Annotated in this window: 17 protein-coding genes; 7 read left to right on the top strand and 10 right to left on the bottom strand. The window is 59.2% G+C overall.

Annotation, left to right across the window (positions count from 1 at the left end):
* The first annotated feature begins 86 nt into the window (after nucleotides 1-86).
* Nucleotides 87-563 carry a BA14K family protein gene (locus tag QE432_RS09820; protein ID WP_130692410.1) on the top strand — a complete coding sequence of 159 codons (477 nt, stop codon included), beginning with the start codon at nucleotides 87-89 and terminating at the stop codon, nucleotides 561-563.
* A 124-nt stretch (nucleotides 564-687) separates the two neighbouring features.
* Here the strand turns inward: QE432_RS09820 and QE432_RS09815 are convergent, their stop codons facing one another.
* Entirely contained in the window at nucleotides 688-1,017 is a 330-nt protein-coding gene (locus QE432_RS09815; protein WP_115039452.1) for an antibiotic biosynthesis monooxygenase family protein, read from the bottom strand.
* A complete protein-coding gene (locus QE432_RS09810; RefSeq protein ID WP_113244012.1) occupies nucleotides 1,014-2,000 on the bottom strand; it encodes a zinc-dependent alcohol dehydrogenase family protein in 987 nt (328 codons plus the stop codon). The genes QE432_RS09815 and QE432_RS09810 overlap by 4 nt, the downstream gene beginning before the upstream one ends.
* 153 nt (nucleotides 2,001-2,153) lie before the next feature.
* Here QE432_RS09810 and QE432_RS09805 point away from each other — a divergent pair, with 153 nt between their 5' ends.
* Entirely contained in the window at nucleotides 2,154-3,080 is a 927-nt protein-coding gene (locus QE432_RS09805) for a LysR family transcriptional regulator (RefSeq protein WP_130692408.1), read from the top strand.
* A gap of 292 nt (nucleotides 3,081-3,372) precedes the next feature.
* On the opposite strand, the gene QE432_RS09800 is transcribed toward QE432_RS09805, so the two are convergent.
* From QE432_RS09800 to QE432_RS09790, 3 genes are all read right to left on the bottom strand, one after another.
* Nucleotides 3,373-4,560, bottom strand: coding sequence for an MFS transporter (locus tag QE432_RS09800; RefSeq protein ID WP_165422075.1), 1,188 nt, complete (start codon nucleotides 4,558-4,560; stop codon nucleotides 3,373-3,375).
* A gap of 184 nt (nucleotides 4,561-4,744) precedes the next feature.
* Entirely contained in the window at nucleotides 4,745-5,509 is a 765-nt protein-coding gene (locus tag QE432_RS09795; protein WP_306624024.1) for a 3-oxoacyl-ACP reductase family protein, read from the bottom strand.
* A 165-nt stretch (nucleotides 5,510-5,674) separates the two neighbouring features.
* Nucleotides 5,675-6,604, bottom strand: coding sequence for a LysR family transcriptional regulator (locus tag QE432_RS09790; RefSeq protein WP_112497076.1), 930 nt, complete (start codon nucleotides 6,602-6,604; stop codon nucleotides 5,675-5,677).
* 189 nt (nucleotides 6,605-6,793) lie between these two features.
* On the opposite strand from QE432_RS09790, the gene QE432_RS09785 reads away from it, so the two are divergent.
* The 5 genes from QE432_RS09785 to QE432_RS09765 all read left to right on the top strand — a co-directional run bounded on the left by QE432_RS09785 (nucleotide 6,794) and on the right by QE432_RS09765 (nucleotide 11,743).
* Nucleotides 6,794-7,390 carry an NADPH-dependent F420 reductase gene (locus tag QE432_RS09785; RefSeq protein ID WP_112497115.1) on the top strand — a complete coding sequence of 199 codons (597 nt, stop codon included), beginning with the start codon at nucleotides 6,794-6,796 and terminating at the stop codon, nucleotides 7,388-7,390.
* A 65-nt stretch (nucleotides 7,391-7,455) separates the two neighbouring features.
* Complete coding sequence (locus tag QE432_RS09780) at nucleotides 7,456-8,409, top strand: zinc-binding dehydrogenase (protein WP_306624022.1); 954 nt, start codon at nucleotides 7,456-7,458, stop codon at nucleotides 8,407-8,409.
* Nucleotides 8,410-8,505: 96 nt separating this feature from the next.
* Nucleotides 8,506-9,243 carry an SDR family NAD(P)-dependent oxidoreductase gene (locus QE432_RS09775; protein WP_093002189.1) on the top strand — a complete coding sequence of 246 codons (738 nt, stop codon included), beginning with the start codon at nucleotides 8,506-8,508 and terminating at the stop codon, nucleotides 9,241-9,243.
* A gap of 502 nt (nucleotides 9,244-9,745) precedes the next feature.
* The gene (locus QE432_RS09770; RefSeq protein ID WP_306624020.1) at nucleotides 9,746-10,468 is read left to right on the top strand and encodes an alpha/beta fold hydrolase; all 723 of its coding nucleotides are present in this window, start codon (nucleotides 9,746-9,748) and stop codon (nucleotides 10,466-10,468) included.
* Nucleotides 10,469-10,624: 156 nt separating this feature from the next.
* The gene (locus QE432_RS09765; protein ID WP_306624018.1) at nucleotides 10,625-11,743 is read left to right on the top strand and encodes a Gfo/Idh/MocA family protein; all 1,119 of its coding nucleotides are present in this window, start codon (nucleotides 10,625-10,627) and stop codon (nucleotides 11,741-11,743) included.
* 396 nt (nucleotides 11,744-12,139) lie between these two features.
* On the opposite strand, the gene QE432_RS09760 is transcribed toward QE432_RS09765, so the two are convergent.
* The 5 genes from QE432_RS09760 to QE432_RS09740 form a co-directional block, all read right to left on the bottom strand.
* Nucleotides 12,140-14,086, bottom strand: a complete 1,947-nt coding sequence (locus QE432_RS09760) for a MacB family efflux pump subunit (protein WP_130692402.1) — start codon at nucleotides 14,084-14,086, stop codon at nucleotides 12,140-12,142.
* 8 nt (nucleotides 14,087-14,094) lie between these two features.
* Nucleotides 14,095-15,288, bottom strand: coding sequence for an efflux RND transporter periplasmic adaptor subunit (locus QE432_RS09755; RefSeq protein WP_130692400.1), 1,194 nt, complete (start codon nucleotides 15,286-15,288; stop codon nucleotides 14,095-14,097).
* Between the two features lie 221 nt (nucleotides 15,289-15,509).
* Complete coding sequence (locus QE432_RS09750) at nucleotides 15,510-16,637, bottom strand: sensor histidine kinase (protein ID WP_306624016.1); 1,128 nt, start codon at nucleotides 16,635-16,637, stop codon at nucleotides 15,510-15,512.
* Nucleotides 16,638-16,886: 249 nt separating this feature from the next.
* The gene (locus QE432_RS09745; RefSeq protein WP_373465124.1) at nucleotides 16,887-17,120 is read right to left on the bottom strand and encodes a winged helix-turn-helix domain-containing protein; all 234 of its coding nucleotides are present in this window, start codon (nucleotides 17,118-17,120) and stop codon (nucleotides 16,887-16,889) included.
* Nucleotides 17,121-17,261: 141 nt separating this feature from the next.
* Nucleotides 17,262-17,387 carry a hypothetical protein gene (locus tag QE432_RS09740; protein WP_281033672.1) on the bottom strand — a complete coding sequence of 42 codons (126 nt, stop codon included), beginning with the start codon at nucleotides 17,385-17,387 and terminating at the stop codon, nucleotides 17,262-17,264.
* Between the last annotated feature and the right edge of the window lie 107 nt (nucleotides 17,388-17,494).

Here is a 17,494-nt window from a genome sequence, read left to right as displayed (position 1 = left end):
CGGAGTTCGCGCATCGGGTGACCGCATCCTCGCCCGAGTATGCCTCCGTTTCGGACAAACACTCCTTCTCACTAAAGGATTAGAAGATGAAGAAGATAGCGATATTTGTGATCGCATTGATAATTGCATTCTCCGCTGCAATCCCCGGTCAGGCGGCCCCGGTTTTTGTCCCCTCGAACCCGGACACTCGGTACACCGTCCAGAACGTTCAGTGGAATGGCGACCGAAGGTGGCGGCCTAACAGACATAATTGGCATGGCCATTATGGTCATCACCGCCCAAGCTATCATCGCCCTTGGCGCCAGCACAACCGCCCTTGGCATCATCACCGGCGTCACAATAGTTCCAATGCCGCAGCGGTTCTCGGAGGTCTTGCAGCTGGCGCCATAATTGGTGGCGCTATCGCGCAGTCCCAGCAACCCCGCTACGAACTGCCTCAGCGCGACTTATACGGAGACAGGCATGTCAGCTGGTGTTTCGCGCGATACCGTTCTTACCGCGCGTTCGACAACACCTTCCAACCATTCAACGGGCCTCGCCAGCAATGCTTTTCACCCCACTGAAACGCGAAAAGTCAAAGGTGGGCTGGATCCCGGCAACGATATTCGCGCACAGCGATATCAAGCCAGAGATGTATAGGTTATCTGGCACACGCTCTGTATTTTGACATGGCAGAGGTCGCTAGTGTCAGGCAGCGACCTCGCCTTTGTCGTGCTCGTTTGCGGCTAGGGAGCCGCCCTCGAGATGATAGACCGTCGGTTCCTCCGAGAAATATGCCCGTATGCCTCTCATGAACTCCTCATGGTCTTCGCTCGCTTCGAAACCTGGAGTGTGATCCTCAAGCGAGCGCCATAGCACGATTAGGTTGAAGACCTTCGGCGTTTCGATCCCCTGAGCCAGAACGTGACCGCGGTAACCCTGCGCACGTGTGAGCAGAGGAACAACGCTCTCGAATGCCTGCCTGAACTCTCTGATCTTGTCCTCATAGACGGGCAGCACGGCGATCTCATAAATCATGGTTGCACCTTTGTGTCGGCCGACGGGCCAATGGCGATGGCGATCTTACCCCGCAAACCGTTATTGGGTTTCTCGAGCCGCGAATGGGCAAGCGGAAGGTCGGCGAGCGAATAGACGGCGCCTACGTGCGGCCGCAGCTGACCGCGTTCAACCAGTGTGCTCAGCTCGTCAAGCTTGCCTTGGTTCTGCCTCGTAAAGACGAAGTGGTAGCTCGCGTTCTTACCCCATGCCTCAATGAGGTTCTGCGGCTGTGCAATGTCCACGATCGAGACAACGCGACCAAGTTGCGCGAGCACCTTCGGGCTGCGGGACAATGTGTCGCCGCCGAGGGTGTCAAACACGACGTCTACCCCGAGGCCTTCGGTTTCCCGCATGATGGCGTCGACATAATCTTCTTTCCTGTAGTCAATAACGACATCTGCCCCGACACTTCGCGCAAACTCGAAGTTTTCTTCGCGCACGGTCGTGAAGACCTTCGCGCCGATGGCTTTCGCGACCTGGATGGCCACATGCCCTACCCCTCCCGCGCCACCATGGATCAGGATGCTTTCTCCCACCCTAAGGGCAGCACGCGAGACAAGAGCTTCCCAAGCTGTTCCGCCGACCAGGCTGAGGCTGGCGGCTTCCAGATGGCTGAGCGCGCTGGGCTTCCTTCCAATGATATTCTCGTTTGCAACGTGGTATTCGGCGTAACTTCCCGGACCATCGAATATTTGCGGCGTGTACCAAACTTCATCTCCAACCGAGAACATCGTCACGCCCGTTCCCACCGCTTCGATAACGCCGGACACGTCATGCCCCGTAATGGCCGGCAATGGCACGTAGTCACAATAGTCGCCGCGCCGAACCTGATAGTCCAAGGGGTTGACGGACGTGGCATGGACGCGAACCAGGACTTGTCCCGCCTGGGGACCTGGCTTCGGCACGTCGGAAAGTTCGAACGATTCCGGGCCACCGAAGCGAGTGAGGATGGCTGCTTTCATGGTCTTGGTCATGGTGATATCCCTTTGATGGTGGCTTTGACTGGCTCGCCATACATGGCGCCGTCTTGGTGGCTCCTATTTGATCTCTCACGATTGCTTTCGGTAGCACCTCCGTTTTAGGATCAGTTTCAACAAACATTTGAAAGTCATCTCATGGACGTGGACGATTTGAGTCTCTTCGTGCGTATCGCCCAACTGCACAGCATCAGTGCCGCAGCCCGCGACTTGGGTCTGACGCCTGCTGGCGCGAGCGCCAAACTCGCCGCTCTTGAGCGGAAACTCAGCGCCAGGCTTCTCCATCGCACCACGCGGCAAGCGACATTGACGGAGGACGGCCTCGCCTTCCTGCCACATGCGGAACATGTTGTGCTCGCGGCGGAAGCTGCCCGAGCGGCGCTTGGTAGAGGGCAGGCTGCGCCTCGCGGCACCTTGCGAGTAGCCGCCCCCTCCTCGTTCGCGCGAATGCATATTGTGCCGGGTCTGGCTGAATTCTGCAGGCAATATCCCGAACTGGCACTTGATTTGCGCATTTCGGACAGCATCGTTGATCTGGTCGAGGGTGCCTTCGATGTGGCGGTTCGTTATACCGAGCTCAGCGACTCATCCTTTGTCGCGCGGCGGCTTGCTCCGGACAATCGGGTGCTGGTCGCGTCGCCCAAATATCTCGAAAAACACGGCCGACCTAGTACGCCCGACGACCTAGCGGAACATACCTGCCTCGTCGTCGGCACGCTCGATCTCTGGACGTTTCGAGGGAAAGGTTCGGAGGTGATCGAGCGGCGTGTCACGCCGAGCCTTCGCATCAATGACGGCACTGCAGTGCGCGACGCGGCTTCTGCCGGGCTTGGCATCGCTCTTATGGCGACGTGGTGCGCGTCGAACGAGCTGCGATCTGGCGCACTCGTTCCAGTCGTTCCAGAATATCCGCTAATCTCAACACAGACACTTTGGGCGTTGTATCCCAGTTCTCGCGAACTGGCACCGAAAGTGAGAGTGTTCATCGACTGGCTTATCAATCGGTTCGGCAATCGCCCCTACTGGGATAAAGGGCTAGAAGACATCCTCGATCACCGGCGATGATACGTGATTACTGTCCGGTTCCGATGCGTGCGCGAACACGAGTTCTTAGCGGAGCAACGCCGTTGTTGCTTGAACGACATGATGTCACGATCTGATGGATCATTGACGAGTTAGAAAGACACCTTGGGACGTAAACAGTTCGATCTAACGGAAGCGAGGGACTGAGATCGGAGCAGGATGGCAACGAATTGCTGCAGGTGACTGAAGGTAACCGGCTTCTCCATGCACTCTCGCTTCAAGAGCCTTGTATATTTATCTGCCAATTGTTGACCCTTAGATCGACCCTCGTCACTCACTGCCTCTTGAACCCGAGGATGACCATCGCTCCAATAAGAGCCGCCGAGGCCGCGTAAAGTGTTACACCAGTAGAGCCGAAGCCGTCGATGATGAGGCCGCCAAGACCCGATCCTGTCGCAATCGCGACCTGGAAAATCGACGCCAGAAGTGCACCGGCACTTTCGGCGTGATCAGGTGCCGCGCGGGCATTCCAGATCGAGATCGCAACGGGGAAACTGCCGAAAGCAAATCCCCACAGAGCGGTCGCCGCGAACGCAACACCCGCAATGGCGCCGAGAAGGGTGAGCGCAAATGCGGCACTCGATATCAGGAATGCGGACAAGGCGACGGCCCAACCAGGATTACGCTCGGCGATGACGCCCCCTGCGAAATTTCCCAGGAAGCCGGCAAGGCCGAAAACCAGGAGAGCAAGTGAGACGGTTGAAATGTCGAGGCGCGTAACCTCTTCCAAAAATGGGCGGACGAAAGTGAAACCGGCGAAGTGGCCTGATACGACGAGGAATGCCGTTCCAAAACCGAGGGCTACCGAGCGACGGGACAGCGCCGCTTTGAAGGAGCTCAGGCCAGGCGCGGCGGTGGGGGGTAGCTTGGGAAGGGTTAGTATCTGGATCACCAGCGCAACCAAGCCAATGCCGGACCCGGCAAGGAAGGCGGCGCGCCATCCCCACAGTTCTCCAAGGAAAGTGCCAAGCGGTGCAGCAAAGACTGTGGCGAGGGAGATACCCATGATGATGATCGAAATAGCCCGCGGCACCTTGTCGGCAGGGACCAAACGCAAAGCAAGCGCGGCCATCATGGCCCAAAAACTACCGAGAGCGAAGCCCAGAATCGCGCGAGAGGCCAGGAGTATTGTGATGCTGGGGGCATAGGCCGAAAGGACGTTGGAGATGATGAGCATCGCCGTCAGGCCAAAAACAATCTTCTGGCGGTCCAGCTCGCCTGACACTAGAATGAGAAATGGCCCGGCGATCGCAGCCACCGCGGCTGTAGCCGTGATAGCCTGGCCAACCACACCCATTGAAACGCCCAGTTCGGTCGCTATCGGCGTCAGCAGACTGATTGGCAAAAATTCCGCGGTGACGAGACCAAATGCCCCAAAGGCAAGCGATACTACGGCTAGCCACGAAGCAGGTGACGCTGTAGGCAGATCATCGCGCTCATTTGAATATGCTGTCTCAGACAAAGGAATTTCTCCGGATTAAGGCGAGGGTTAGCCCAAGGTGGTTGTTTTCGGGGCGCGCCGGACTGCGATCCCTGCAGCGTCGCCTCGCGCGCTCCGTCATTGCCCATACTGAGTATTGGTAAATTGGTGAGGTGTTAAAACTGAAGGTCGTTGGAGCGCGGTTTGCCCGTTGCTCCGGGATATTTCAGGATGTGAAACCGCCATCAGCCCGGATGTCAGCACCCGTAACAAAGGAGGCGTCTGGACTTGCAAGGAATGCGACAACGCTCGCAATTTCCTGAGGCTTCCCATAGCGGCCGGCCGCGATACGCGAGATTTGCATAGCCGCAAACTCGCCATCGACAGGATTCATATCGGTGTCGGTTGGGCCCGGATGTACTGTGTTGACTGTGATGCCGCGTGGCCCGAGGTCATGTGCCAGGCTTCTGTTGAAGCCGGCAACTGCCCCCTTGGTGAGGCCGTATGCTGAGAGCCCAGGAACCCCGGCATATTTCGTAATTGAACTGCCGATCTGTATGATCCGGCCGCCATCCTTCATATGACGTACGGCTTCCTGCGTAGCAACGAAAACGCCTGTTACGTTGACGGCGAGCATTGCCTGATAGTCATCGAATGCGATTTGGTCGATCGGACCGGCGAAGGCGATCCCTGCATTATTTACAAGAATGTCGAGGCCGCCGAACCTATCGACCGTCTCGGCGACGGCGGCTCGTATTGCATCCGGATTAGCGGCATCAGCTGCGATAGCCAGGGCGCGACCCCCCGCTTTCTCTATGGCGACGGAGACTTCCTCAGCCTTCGCAGGTGATCCGCGATAGGTAAAGGCAACCTGAGCGCCGTCGGCTGCTAAACGCTGGACGATTGATGCGCCTATAGATCGTGATCCACCGGTAACAAGTGCGGTCTTGCCGCTCAGTGGAAGATATCGAGACGAGGTTAATTCAGTCATTTTTCACTCCTTTACGTGTCTGTGGAGTGATATATTTGCCCATTCCTATCCTAGTTTATTAGCGTAATATCGGTTGGATCATATTCAAGCATGTGTTGAATATGGGATATTTTATGCAGCCCAACTACCACTCTTTTCAAAGAAGCTAAGAAGGACGTGTGGACGTTAGCCGAGACTGCCTGCAAACCGGGCACTGAGGCGCTCGCGACGAAAATATTCAGTATAGAAATCGATGAAAGCGCGTGTTTTTAGCGGTTGGAGCACGCGGCCTGAGTAGTAGAGCGAGATAGATCCGGCATCGGCATACCACTTCGGAAGGATACGTTCGAGCGCGCCACTTTCCAGATGCGGCAGCACATCGGGTACGGCCAACAATGCAATGCCCAACCCCGCAATTGCCGCCTGCACCATGGGCGCGGCGTCGCTCATTACAATTGTCTCGTTGAGGAGCGCGCGCTCTTCGCGTCCTTGAGCGTCCCGCATCATCCATTGCCTGATCCGACCCGAATTCGAGGACCGCATCAAGATTCCGGCATGATCGGCCAGATCGGCGGGGCTAGCCGGCCGGCGACGTGCAGCAAAATAGCTGGGCGATGCGACCGCGATAACGTGTACGGGTGCGAGCGTCGTGGAAACGATGCCAGGATTGAGTTCGAAACCACCGCCGATCGCGGCGTCGAAACCCTCGGCGATAAGATCGACCTTGCGGCTGTCGAAATGCCAGTCAGGTCTGACGCCCGGATAACGGGCCAGAAAGTCGGGCAGTGCGGGGAGAACGTATCCCATCGCGAACGACAAACTCATGCTGAGCTTCAAAACGCCAACGGGCTCGCCCTTCGTTTGTGATGCCCCGTCGATTGCCCCCTGAAGGTGGTTCAGGCTGTCGCCGATGCTTACCAGAAACGACTCCCCCGCCTCGGTCAGGGTCAGCTTCCGCGTTGAGCGGTGAAACAGCCGTATACCGAGGTTCCGTTCCAGCATTGCAACATTCCGGCTGACTGCGGCCGGTGTGATTGAGAGACGCCGTGCAGCCCCAGAAAAGCTGCTCGCTTCTGCGCTTCGGACGAAGGCTTCGAGGTTTGCCAGTGTCTCCATAAACGTAACCTTCAAACGTTGATTGAAACTAAAACAAATCATTTATGACTTATGCTGCGTGTATTTGCCATCCATATTCCAGCCAACAGCAGAACCGGTTTTCTGCAAAGCCAACCGCATCAGGCCCAGCATGCAGCGGGAAAACCGACCGTCGCAGACAGAATTCTCACGAACCGTAAGGAGTGGGTCATGACCGTAGGAATTATCGGAGCCGGCAATATAGGGGGTGCATTTGCCACCGCGCTCGGAAAGGCGGGAATCGAAGCCGTGATCGCAAACAGCCGAGGACCGGAAAGCCTCACGATGCTTGTTTCGAAGCTAGGCAGCACGATCCGGGCTGGAAGCCTGCAAGAGGCCACGGCGCAAGACATCGTTCTCGTGGCGGTCCCGTGGTCAAAGATACCTGGAGCGCTCGCCGGTTTGAACTTCGACGGCAAGATCGTAATCGATGCCAACAACTCTATCGAAGCGCCGCTTTACAGACCAGCGGACCTCGGCGGCCGGACCTCTACGGATATTTTCACCGCCCTTGTACCAGGCGCGCGAGTCGTCAAGGCGTTCAACCACCTGACGCCAAGCCAACTTTCGGGCGACCCCCGCTCTGAAGGAGGCAGGCGCGTCCTGTTTTACTCGGGCAACGATATGAGGGCGAAGGCTGAGGTCGCCGCCATCATTGATCGCCTCGGCTTCTTCGGGATCGATCTCGGTGGGCTCGCGGCCGGCAGCCAGCTGGTTCAGTTCCCCGGCGGCCCGCTGCCCGCTCTCAACCTCGTCAAGTTCGATTGAACATCGCTGCGCTCCTTTCTTCTGCAATCGGAACGCCGCGACATCTGGAACACGGAGACAAGATCATGACAAGATTCGTTCAAATGCAGTCGTCCGGCGGACCGTCGGTCTTGCAAGTCATCGAGAAAGACCTGCGCGCGCCTCGTGCCGGCGAGGTCAAGCTCATTCAAGATGCGATCGGCCTTAACTTCGTCGATACGATGGTACGGAAAGGTCAGTATCCTATGGCGTTGCCGGCGGTCCCAGGTTTTGAAGCGGCCGGGACGATCACCGAGGTCGGATCCGGCGTCGAGGGGCTGTCGGTCGGCGATCGGGTCGCCTACTTCTTTTCGGAAGGCGCGTATGCCACCGAGAGGATCATTCCGAACGGGCCGCTCATCCGGCTGCCCGCCGATATCTCGAACGAGATCGCGGCGACCTTTTTGGCAAAGGGTGGGACGGCTTGGATGGGGATGCGTGGTCTCCACGATCTGAAATCCACCGACAGAGTGCTGGTACTTGGGGCATCGGGAAGCGTGGGCGCTATCCTGTCTCGCTGGGCGAAGTCGCTGGGTGCTACAGTGATTGGCGTCGCCGGATCGCCGGATAAGCTCGACAAGGTCGCGGCCGGTACTACTCATGCCTTCCACGCTGGCGAGCCAGATATCGCCGCTAAGATCCGTGCGATCGCACCTGACGGTGTCGACGTCGTTTATGATTTCGTCGGCCGGGCGACCTTCTCGTTGGGCGTGTCAAGTGTCCGAGATGGTGGTGTAATTGCCGCGATCGGAGCCGCGACGGGTCAGCCAGCACCGGCCGCCGATCTTGTGCGACGAGGCGTTGATGTCCGCAGCGGCGGCACCCCGCAATACGTCCGGGGACCGACAGTCGAGATCGCGACCTCTCAGCTCTGGGATGCGTTGCGCTCAGGCATCTTCAGTGATCTCGAAACCGTCCGCTATCCGTTCGACGAAATAGCCCGCGCGCATGACGACATGGACAACCGCCGCCTGAGCGGTCTGCCGGTCCTGATCGCGTAATCCGAAAATAATCGTACGGCGGCAGGCCGCACGGACGCCCGCCGCAAGGCGGCCGGGCGCAACAATTCCCCTGTCGATAACAAAAGGAATAAATCGATGAGTGAACTAGCAGGTAAACGTGCGCTTGTGACTGGTGCTTCCCGCGGCATTGGAGCCGCGATCGCAATCGCACTGGCCGAAAAAGGTGCCGACGTAGCGATCACGTATGAACGCGCCGCTGATCGGGCAGCGCAAGTTGTCGCAACGATCGAAGGCAAAGGGCGCAAAGCGTTGGCTATCCAAGCTGACAGCATGGACCCCAATGCGGTCAAGAGGTCGGTTGATGAGGCGGCGCAGGCGTTGGGCGGCCTCGACATCTTGGTGAACAATGCGGCTATCGCGATCTACAAGGATGTGGCGGATTTCACCGTCGCCGAGATCGACGCCCTCTTCGCCGTCAACGCTCGCTCCCCGATCCTGGCATCGCAGGCCGCGATGCCGTATCTCGGCCAAGGCGGCCGGATCGTCACAATCGGTTCCGCAGGCGCAGAACGCATTGTGGGACCATCGACGGTTTATTCAATGACTAAATCGGCACTCCAATCATTTACCCGCGGTCTGGCGCGAGAACTTGGCCCCCGTGACATTACTGTCAACCTCATTCAGCCGGGATCAACCAACACGGAAATGAACCCGGCCGAGGGCGAGTTCGGAGATTTCCAGCGTGCTCTGATTCCGCTCGGCCGGTACGGCGAGCCGGAGGATGTCGCGGCTGCAGTGGCATTCCTCGCATCTGGTGCGGCCCGGCAAATCACCGGAACCATCCTGACAGTTGACGGCGGCACGCTAACCTAAGACATGCCGACGGATCCATGGCTTGTAACGTAGGAGGTCTCAGAGTGGAGGCTAGCCCGGTATCATCAACTACTAGCTTTCCACTCTCACTCCACGAGGTGGCTTTGGAGCATTGGATCGAATGGTGTGGTCGTACCGCGTCTAAGTCGCGCGTCTTTCAGGAACGGACTGGCCATCGGCTGGGGTACACCCTGCTCGGAATCGTGTTCGGTGAAACACTCCGATTGCAGTTCTCAACGTGGCCAGCCGTCTGTGACCGCACTCACAGGCCGGACATTTTGACTACACCCTCTGAAAGCGATTTGCGCTGAAACCCTTGCCTACCGGCCGCCCCACATATGGGTCAGAACCAATTTGCCATGGTGGAACATGAACTTGCACGGGGAGTGAAACGCATGTTGGGTGGGTTGCGGAGATAGCAACGTAGGGTTCCTCAAATGGCGGCTTCTGCGACACCCGGGTATCGATATCATCCTAACATCGATAATTTGGAGATCCCGACATGCCCGCAGTACTCGTCCACGGCGTACCAGATACCCACCGACTCTGGGACACCGTCCGCTCTTATCTTCAACGCAAGGATATCGTTACGATCGATCTCCCCGGCTTTGGCAATCGGTTGCCGCCAGACTTCAGGTCAACAAAGGAAGAGTATCTCGACTGGCTTATCCACCGGATCGCTGAGATCGGCGAACCCGTAGATCTGGTCGGTCATGACTGGGGCTGCCTGTTGACAGCCCGTCTCACCTCGATCCGACCGGATCTGGTGCGGACCTGGACCGGCATCAGCGGGCCAATTGATCCGGAATATCCCTGGCACAATCTCGCCAAGATCTGGCAGACCCCAGGTGAGGGCGAGCAATGGATGGAGGAGCTCGACCTCGGTGAATTTGCGGCGAAACTCGTCGAGGCCCAGATGCCGAAAGATGCGGCGGATGAATCGGTTCGGCATCTCGATGCCACCATGCGGGCGAGCATTCTCGCACTTTACCGTTCCGCAATCGAGGTCGGGGCGGAGTGGAAACCGGGTCTGAGTAGCATAACTGCGCCAGCGCTGGTGATCTGGGGCCTGGACGATCCGTTCCTGCCGCACCGCTTCGCTGACGAGCTCGGCAATGCCACACACGCACGCGCTGTCGTGAAGCTACGCGCCTCGCATTGGCCGATGATAGAGCGTCCGGCCGATGTCGCGCGCGAACTCGAGGCCCATTGGGCTCACGTTTAACTCCCTGCGCTTGCATCACGTGCGCTCAAACCCACGCAGCCGCAACGCACGGCAATGCTTGGTCACTAAGCACCCGAGCATTTGTCCGAAAACGAAACCATGGTGAAGCAGCACGGCGAGCATTGCCCGGGCTGCACCAGACAGGAGCACGCCTACATGACAAACTCAGCAAACACCCGGATTGGCGTCGGCATCATCGGCGCCAGTGCCGATCGAGGCTGGGGCGGAATTGCCCACGTCCCCGCGCTGCGGGCGCTCGATGCATTCCAGATCCGCGCCGTCAGCACGACCCGTATGGAGAGTGCGAACGCGACCGCCAGCCTCCTGGGCGCCGATCTTGCCTTTGACACACATCAGGCGTTAGTCCTGCGGCCGGAGGTCGACTTGGTGGTGGTTGCGGTCAAGGTGCCTGATCACAAGCAGATCGTTACCGACGCGCTCGCCGCGGGCAAGATGGTCTACTGCGAATGGCCGCTCGCGCGAAACCTATCGGAAGCCGAAGCGCTGGAGGGGGTTGCCCGTGAACGGCGGCTGCGCACGGTCATTGGGTTGCAGGGCGGCCTGCACCCGCCGATCCGCTATCTCCGCGACCTCGTCCGGCAGGGCGTGATCGGCATGCCGCTCAGCACGAGCGTTCGGGCGCATCTGAACGACGAAATGTGGGTTGGCCGATATGACCCGCCATTCGAATACATGGCCCGCGCAGAGAATGGCGCCACGCTTCAAAGCATCATGCTCGGCCACGCACTCCAACCGCTCGCGCACGTACTCGGCTCGTTCGAGAGCCTGTCCGCCGTCGCGGCAAATCAGCGCGGCGACGGCGTCCGCCTCTCGGATGGCACGTCCCTCCTGAAGGACGCGCCGGACGAGATCATCGTCGCCGGCGTTCTCGAAGGCGGGATCGTCACCTCGCTGCACTACAGTGCCGGGCAGTCCGCCGGCTTGGTGTGGGAGATCCAGGGCACGGAAGGCAGTCTGCTCGTGGAGACGGCGTCGGGCTACATCCACTTCGGCGATGTGACCATCACGTTGCGCCGCGGCAGCGAGCCAGTCCAGCAGCTACGGGTCCCAACCGCATATGCGGCTCCGGACCTGCAACTCGAGGCGCCCGCGGCGGGTGTCGCCCGCCTCTACGCCCAGCTCGCCACCGACCTCCGCGACGGAACCGCAGATGCGCCGGACTTCGCGGTCGCACTCGATCGTCACCGGGTGCTCGAGGCGATCACAAAGGCCAGTGAAACGGGTCATCGCCAACGTCTGTCCTATCCCGCCTAGTCAACACCAATCTCTGAAACCCTGTAGGGGCCTGACCATGGTCCTCAACCGCCAGCAGAGGGTTCTCGCTGAAGGCGCGACCGCATGCCGGTTTGTCCGGCCTGCAAAAGGGGCGTGACCGGAGGCGGAGGCCGCTTGCGGGCTCCTTGAGCGTCAGCGAACAGCAACCGGCCGGCATCAGACGGTTCGCCCGAACACTTCGCAATCTCCAACGGACATCCACAACGGAAACGAATCGGAGGCAGCGGTTCGAGTGAGAAGTGTCGCTGGACGAGACTGTGAACACCGCCGATAATCAGGCCATGAACTCAGAAGCAGCCAGTTCTCCAGCTACTTGCGAGGCTGATTTCCAGTCGGAACTCCCTTCACTAGGCCATCACGCATGCTTTCCAGCCATTAATCACGCGCCAGGGCCTCGATCGGATCTAGCTTTGCAGCGTTGCGGGCGGGAAGGAAGCCGAATACGATTCCGATCAGGGTGGAGCAGGCGAAGGCCACAATGATGGAGCCAGAAGAGAAGATCATTTTAAAGTCGGGGCTCAGCCAATTGAAAAGAGCGCTGATCCCGAGGGCGAGCATCACTCCCATAACGCCACCGACAAGGCAGACCAGAATGGCCTCGATCAGGAACTGGGAGAGGATATCGCTGCGGCGAGCGCCAACGGCCACACGAACCCCGATCTCCTTGGTGCGCTCTGTCACGGACACCAGCATGATATTCATTACGCCGATACCGCCGACAATCAGCGAGATCACGGCGACGGACGAAATCAGCAAGGTCAGGGTCTGCGTGGTGGCCTCGATCGTCTCGCGAATGGTCGCCGAGTTGGTGAGGAAGAAGTCCTTCGCGCCATGCCGACGCTCGATGAGGCGCGAAACTGCGGCCTCGACATTGCCTGGATCGACATCGTCGCTGATACGGACGGTTATGCCGTCGACGTTCGGACGACCCAGCATGCGGCCCATGACGGTCGTGTAAGGCGCATAAACGGTCAACGTATCGACCGCCGGGCCGAAGGAGTTTTCCCGTTTCGTCACCCCCACCACCCTTGCCGGCATCGTGCCCAGAAGGATGACCTGTCCCACCGGATCAACGCGGTCTGGAAACAGGTCCCGCGCGGCGTTGGCATCGATCACCACATTCTGGCTGTAAGCGGTGACGTCCTGGGCGTCGAACAGTTGTCCATTCGCCAACTCAAGGCCCCGCACACGAAAGAAGTCCGCGCCAACTCCGGTGACTGACGCATTGACGGCCACGGCGGCGCGCTTGACGGTTACGCTAGTTGAGACGGTTGGCGTCACGCTGTCGACATAAGGCTGGTTCATCAGTGCTTCGGCGTCGGCGGGAACCAGGGTCCGGATTTTGCCCGCTTCCAGATCGCCAATGCCTTTCCCGGCCCGCACCTCGATCGTGTTGGTGCCGAGCGAACTGATACTGCTCAGGATTTGCTGCTGCGAGCCGGCTCCCAGTGCCGAGATAGCCGCCACCGAGGCGATACCGATTATGATGCCGAGCATGGTCAGAAGGGAGCGGATTTTGTGCGCCCATATTGCTGCACCCGCCATACGAAAGGCCTCAGTCATCCGGTCAATTGCACCACGCCAGCCAGCGCCCGGTGCGTGTTCGCGGACGGGACGGGCCGTCGTGGACTTGGATACATTTCGCTCGTCGGAAATGATAACGCCGTCGCTGATCTCTACAACCCGATCCGCGTGTTCGGCGATCTTCTTGTCGTGAGTGACGAGGATGATGGTGTGTCCTTCGGCGTGAAGCTCGCGCAGGATCTTCATGACTTCGGCGCCACTATGCGTATCCAGCGCTCCGGTCGGTTCGTCGGCCAGAATTATCTCGCCGCCATTCATCAGGGCGCGGGCGATCGACACCCGCTGCTGCTGGCCGCCCGAAAGCTTGCCCGGAATATTGCCCGTCCGCTCGGCGAGGCCCAGCCGGGTCAACAAGGAGAGCGCTCGCTTGTGCCGGTCGGATCGGCTGCGTCCGGCATAGATGGCCGGTACCTCGACGTTGCTGGCCGCGCTGAGATCGCCAAGCAGATGATAACGCTGGAAGATGAAACCAAAACGCTCACGGCGTAGCGCGGCCAGTTCGTCCACGGACATCTTCGAGGTCTCGCGTCCTTCGATCCAGTAGCTGCCGTCCGTCGGACGATCGAGGCAGCCAAGGATGTTCATCAGCGTCGACTTGCCGGAGCCAGAAGCACCGATGATGGCCATCATCTCGCCGGCCTCGATGTCGAGGTCGACGTCTTTCAGTACCCGCACCATCTCGTCGCCTGCGGGGAAAGCGCGGGATACCCCACGTACGCGGATCAGTGGTTCCGTCATAGCGCGCCCTACCGCTTCGCTGCGGCCAGTTGAGCCTGACCATCCGTGCGTTTATCCGTGGATGCTCCCAGGACGATGGTCTCGCCCGCCTGAAGACCACTAAGGATCTGGATGTCCGCGCCGTTGTCGATACCGACCTGTACCTGCCGGATCTGGACCTCGCCCACCGCGTCCAATATGCGGACACGCGCCGTATCGCCTGCCCGGGGCGCCCCTTCCACTGCGCTAAGCGGAACCAGCACGGCGCCGCTGACGCGGCTCAAGACGATGGACACCTGCGCCGTCATCGAAGGCCTCAGGACCCCGTCCGTGTTCGGCACGTCGATCAGCCCGGTGTAATAGACAGCCCCGTTGGTTGAGCCAACTCCGCTCGCGGCCGCGTTGCCCTCGTTGGCGATGGAGGCTGGGGCCGGTTCGACTTGCCGCAACTCTCCATCGAAACGGCGCTTCGGATCGCCAAGAATGCTGAACCAGACTGGCAAGCCACGGCTTACACGCACGACGTCAGCCTCGGAGATGTCTGCGCGCACCGTCATTGTGTCCAATCGCGCGATCATGACGATGGTCGGCGCGGTCTGCAGCGCATTCACGGTTTGACCCTCGTCAGTGACGATCGCCACCACGGTGCCGGCAATCGGGGCGGTGATACGGGTATAGCCCAGCTCTACACCCGCGGATTCGAGCGCGACCTGCGCTTGGGTGATCTGAGCCTCGAGTGCTTGGACCTCCGCCCGCGCATTGTCTCGCGTGGCGACCGCGGCGTCATACTGGGCACGCGGCGTCGAGCCAACTGCCAGCAGGTCACGCTCGCGTTCGAAATCCTTCTCGGCTTTCACCAGACCGGCCCTACGCGCGGCGTGAACGGCGCGGATGTTGGCCAAAGCCGCCTCGCGGTCCCTCAAGGTGTTGCGCCGTGTCTGGGAATCGATCTCGGCCACCAATTGGCCAGCCTCGACGATGTCACCGATCTTGACAGCCAGATGCTCAATACGACCCGAGGCCTGGGCGCCGACACGCACCAGCTCGAGCGGTTCGAGGACCCCTGTCGCCAACACGACCTCTTCAATGTCACCCGTTCTCGCCTGTGTGGTCACCAGTTCAGGCTTCGCTGGTGGACGCATAAACACGAGCCAGACAACCAGTAGTCCGACAAGGGTCACTGCCGCCACGATCAGACGCTTGCGGGTAATGTGTCGTGTCATCAGGTCTTGGTCCACGCTATTCAAATCTGCCGGCTTTCTCTGTCACGAGAGTTACCGCAAAATTACGTGTAGCTGTCGTCGCGCCTGGCCCAGTAGGCACGCGCTGGAAAATCAACCGATCGACAAGAGTGCTTGCAATGTGGATGACGTGCCAGAGATTGCCCGTCAGACGTCGGGCAATCGCGGCCGTGCCCAGCCAACATCGACGGATGAAGACGGCCCTATCGCTGCTGAAGAACGCGCCTCTCGCGCCAGCGCACGATAAAGGTGCTGCCCTTGCCTGGCGCGGAAGAAAGCTCGACGTAACCGCCATGGCGGGTCACGATCTCGTTGACCATACTGAGCCCCAGTCCCGCACCTGAGCCGTGAGGGTTGACCCGGAAGAAAGGCTCGAATATGCGCGAATGCTTATCGCTGGCAATTCCAAAACCCTGATCGGCGACGGTCACGCTGCCGTCAGCCTCAATACCGACCGATATCTGTCCTCTTCCACCTCCGTACTGGACTGCGTTCCGGACCAGATTGACGAACGCCCGCTCCAAAGCTTCGGCATCACCAGGGACGAACACGTCGTCCGCGTCGCTGTCGAACGAAATCTCGTAGCCTTCGGCGATCGCCAAGGGAGCAAGGTCGGCGACGACCTTCGACACAACGCTGTTGAGATCGACAGGTGCATTCTGCTGGGGCTTCTGCCGGTACTTCTCGGTGTCGAGAAGCTGGTTTGCGATCGCTGTCAGTCGCTTGATGGCCGTCTGCAGGTGGGTCTTGTCAGAACTTGGTGAAAGAGTATCTATCCTCACCTGCAGGACAGCGATCGGCGTTCGAAGTTCATGCGCCGCGTTGACGAAGAAGCGCTCCGTCGCCTCAAAGCCACTATCAAGACGGCGCAACGCCCTGTTGATATCGCGCACCAGGCGAAGCACCTCATTGGGCAAGCCACGCTCTTCCACCAAGGCGCCCCGTGTGTCGAGATCAATCCTGTCAAGACGCGTCGTCAGATCGCTGAAAGACCGCAAAGCCCAGCGTGTGACAAACGGGACGCCAATCAGGGAAATGGCGACGAGGATCAGCGCCGGCACGCCGACTGCAAGGTTCCCCAACAGCACAGTCACACCATATTGGGACATCGAAACGCCGCCAGCAAAAATTGTTGCCTCCCCGGCAGGGGTGTCGAAGCGCTGCATGCGGGCGACACTCAACGGATCATTCAGATCGCCATGGAGCTCGAGACTCTTGAACGTCCGCAAGAATGGCATGTTGTCGGCAATTTTCCGGGGAGGCGCGCCGTGTGCGAAAACAATATCTTTGCCCAGATCTGCTACGAACCACAGGTCAGGAGCGTCCTCCATAATCTCCTGAAGCTTGGCCGTCGGCGCCAGATGGGTCCGGCCATTCGGCTCAAGACGGACCGAGTTTGCGATTTCCTGAGACAGCCAGATGGATGTGATAGCGACATCAGGCTTGAGGCCGGAAAGGAGATAAAAAACCAGGCCCAGCGAGGTGATAACCGCGCAGAGCTGCAGGACAATAAAACCAAAAGTGAAACGCCAGCGAAGGGATGATCCGGCCGCCTTATTTGTGCTCATGATGATAGTAGCCTATTCCACGAATGTCTTTGATAGCAATCTCGGCCTCCGCTTCGCCAACTTTCGGCGCAGGCGGGACATTTTGAGTTCCAGTAAGTTCGACTGGATCTCGTCGTCAACGGAATAGACCTGACCCTCAAGGGACGAGCGCAACACGGTACGACCACAGTTTCGCAAAAAGTTTCGATGGAGAGCAGCTCCCCATAGTTGAGCGCACGCCAAACAAAATTGACATGGATAGAGCATGAGACGCGATCATTTCTGACGTTTCCCGCCGAAATTAAGGATGGCCCGGCCGCCCTTCCGATTCAAAGCTGCAAGGGCGTCCGTCAATCGTTGCTACGCACTAACGCGGAAAACGTATGGCCGCCGAAAATTACGTGAAAGTTACGCGGAATTGTCGGCCGTGACGCCGACCCATGAAGCTAGCGAGCCGGCCGAGTTGGCCGCGCGGTTGTCCATCAGCAACGGTGTTTCGAGAAGGAGGGAAGCGCCGTGCAGATCCATGTGCATGTCGGCCTCACACTTGACGAGCCGGTCTAGTTTGCATCGTCATCCAGTATCATTATGGTTGATATGCAATGGGGGCGGATGTAAAGGCGGGACATTGCCGATCTGAT

Origin of the sequence: Agrobacterium sp. SORGH_AS_0745, assembly GCF_030818995.1 — a bacterium.
Classification (GTDB): domain Bacteria; phylum Pseudomonadota; class Alphaproteobacteria; order Rhizobiales; family Rhizobiaceae; genus Agrobacterium; species Agrobacterium tumefaciens.
Note: the sequence above shows the minus strand (reverse complement) of the source record. Positions and strands in the feature narration are given on the sequence as shown.

Excerpts from the sequence above, each read along its gene's own strand:
- QE432_RS09820 (WP_130692410.1), top strand. The coding sequence starts at position 87 with ATGAAGAAGATAGCGATATTTGTGATCGCATTGATAATTGCATTCTCC.
- QE432_RS09815 (WP_115039452.1), bottom strand. The coding sequence starts at position 1,017 with ATGATTTATGAGATCGCCGTGCTGCCCGTCTATGAGGACAAGATCAGA.
- QE432_RS09810 (WP_113244012.1), bottom strand. The coding sequence starts at position 2,000 with ATGAAAGCAGCCATCCTCACTCGCTTCGGTGGCCCGGAATCGTTCGAA.
- QE432_RS09805 (WP_130692408.1), top strand. The coding sequence starts at position 2,154 with ATGGACGTGGACGATTTGAGTCTCTTCGTGCGTATCGCCCAACTGCAC.
- QE432_RS09795 (WP_306624024.1), bottom strand. The coding sequence starts at position 5,509 with ATGACTGAATTAACCTCGTCTCGATATCTTCCACTGAGCGGCAAGACC.
- QE432_RS09790 (WP_112497076.1), bottom strand. The coding sequence starts at position 6,604 with ATGGAGACACTGGCAAACCTCGAAGCCTTCGTCCGAAGCGCAGAAGCG.
- QE432_RS09785 (WP_112497115.1), top strand. The coding sequence starts at position 6,794 with ATGACCGTAGGAATTATCGGAGCCGGCAATATAGGGGGTGCATTTGCC.
- QE432_RS09780 (WP_306624022.1), top strand. The coding sequence starts at position 7,456 with ATGACAAGATTCGTTCAAATGCAGTCGTCCGGCGGACCGTCGGTCTTG.
- QE432_RS09775 (WP_093002189.1), top strand. The coding sequence starts at position 8,506 with ATGAGTGAACTAGCAGGTAAACGTGCGCTTGTGACTGGTGCTTCCCGC.
- QE432_RS09770 (WP_306624020.1), top strand. The coding sequence starts at position 9,746 with ATGCCCGCAGTACTCGTCCACGGCGTACCAGATACCCACCGACTCTGG.
- QE432_RS09765 (WP_306624018.1), top strand. The coding sequence starts at position 10,625 with ATGACAAACTCAGCAAACACCCGGATTGGCGTCGGCATCATCGGCGCC.
- QE432_RS09760 (WP_130692402.1), bottom strand. The coding sequence starts at position 14,086 with ATGACGGAACCACTGATCCGCGTACGTGGGGTATCCCGCGCTTTCCCC.
- QE432_RS09755 (WP_130692400.1), bottom strand. The coding sequence starts at position 15,288 with ATGACACGACACATTACCCGCAAGCGTCTGATCGTGGCGGCAGTGACC.
- QE432_RS09750 (WP_306624016.1), bottom strand. The coding sequence starts at position 16,637 with ATGGAGGACGCTCCTGACCTGTGGTTCGTAGCAGATCTGGGCAAAGAT.
- QE432_RS09745 (WP_373465124.1), bottom strand. The coding sequence starts at position 17,120 with ATGCTCTATCCATGTCAATTTTGTTTGGCGTGCGCTCAACTATGGGGA.
- QE432_RS09740 (WP_281033672.1), bottom strand. The coding sequence starts at position 17,387 with ATGCACATGGATCTGCACGGCGCTTCCCTCCTTCTCGAAACACCGTTG.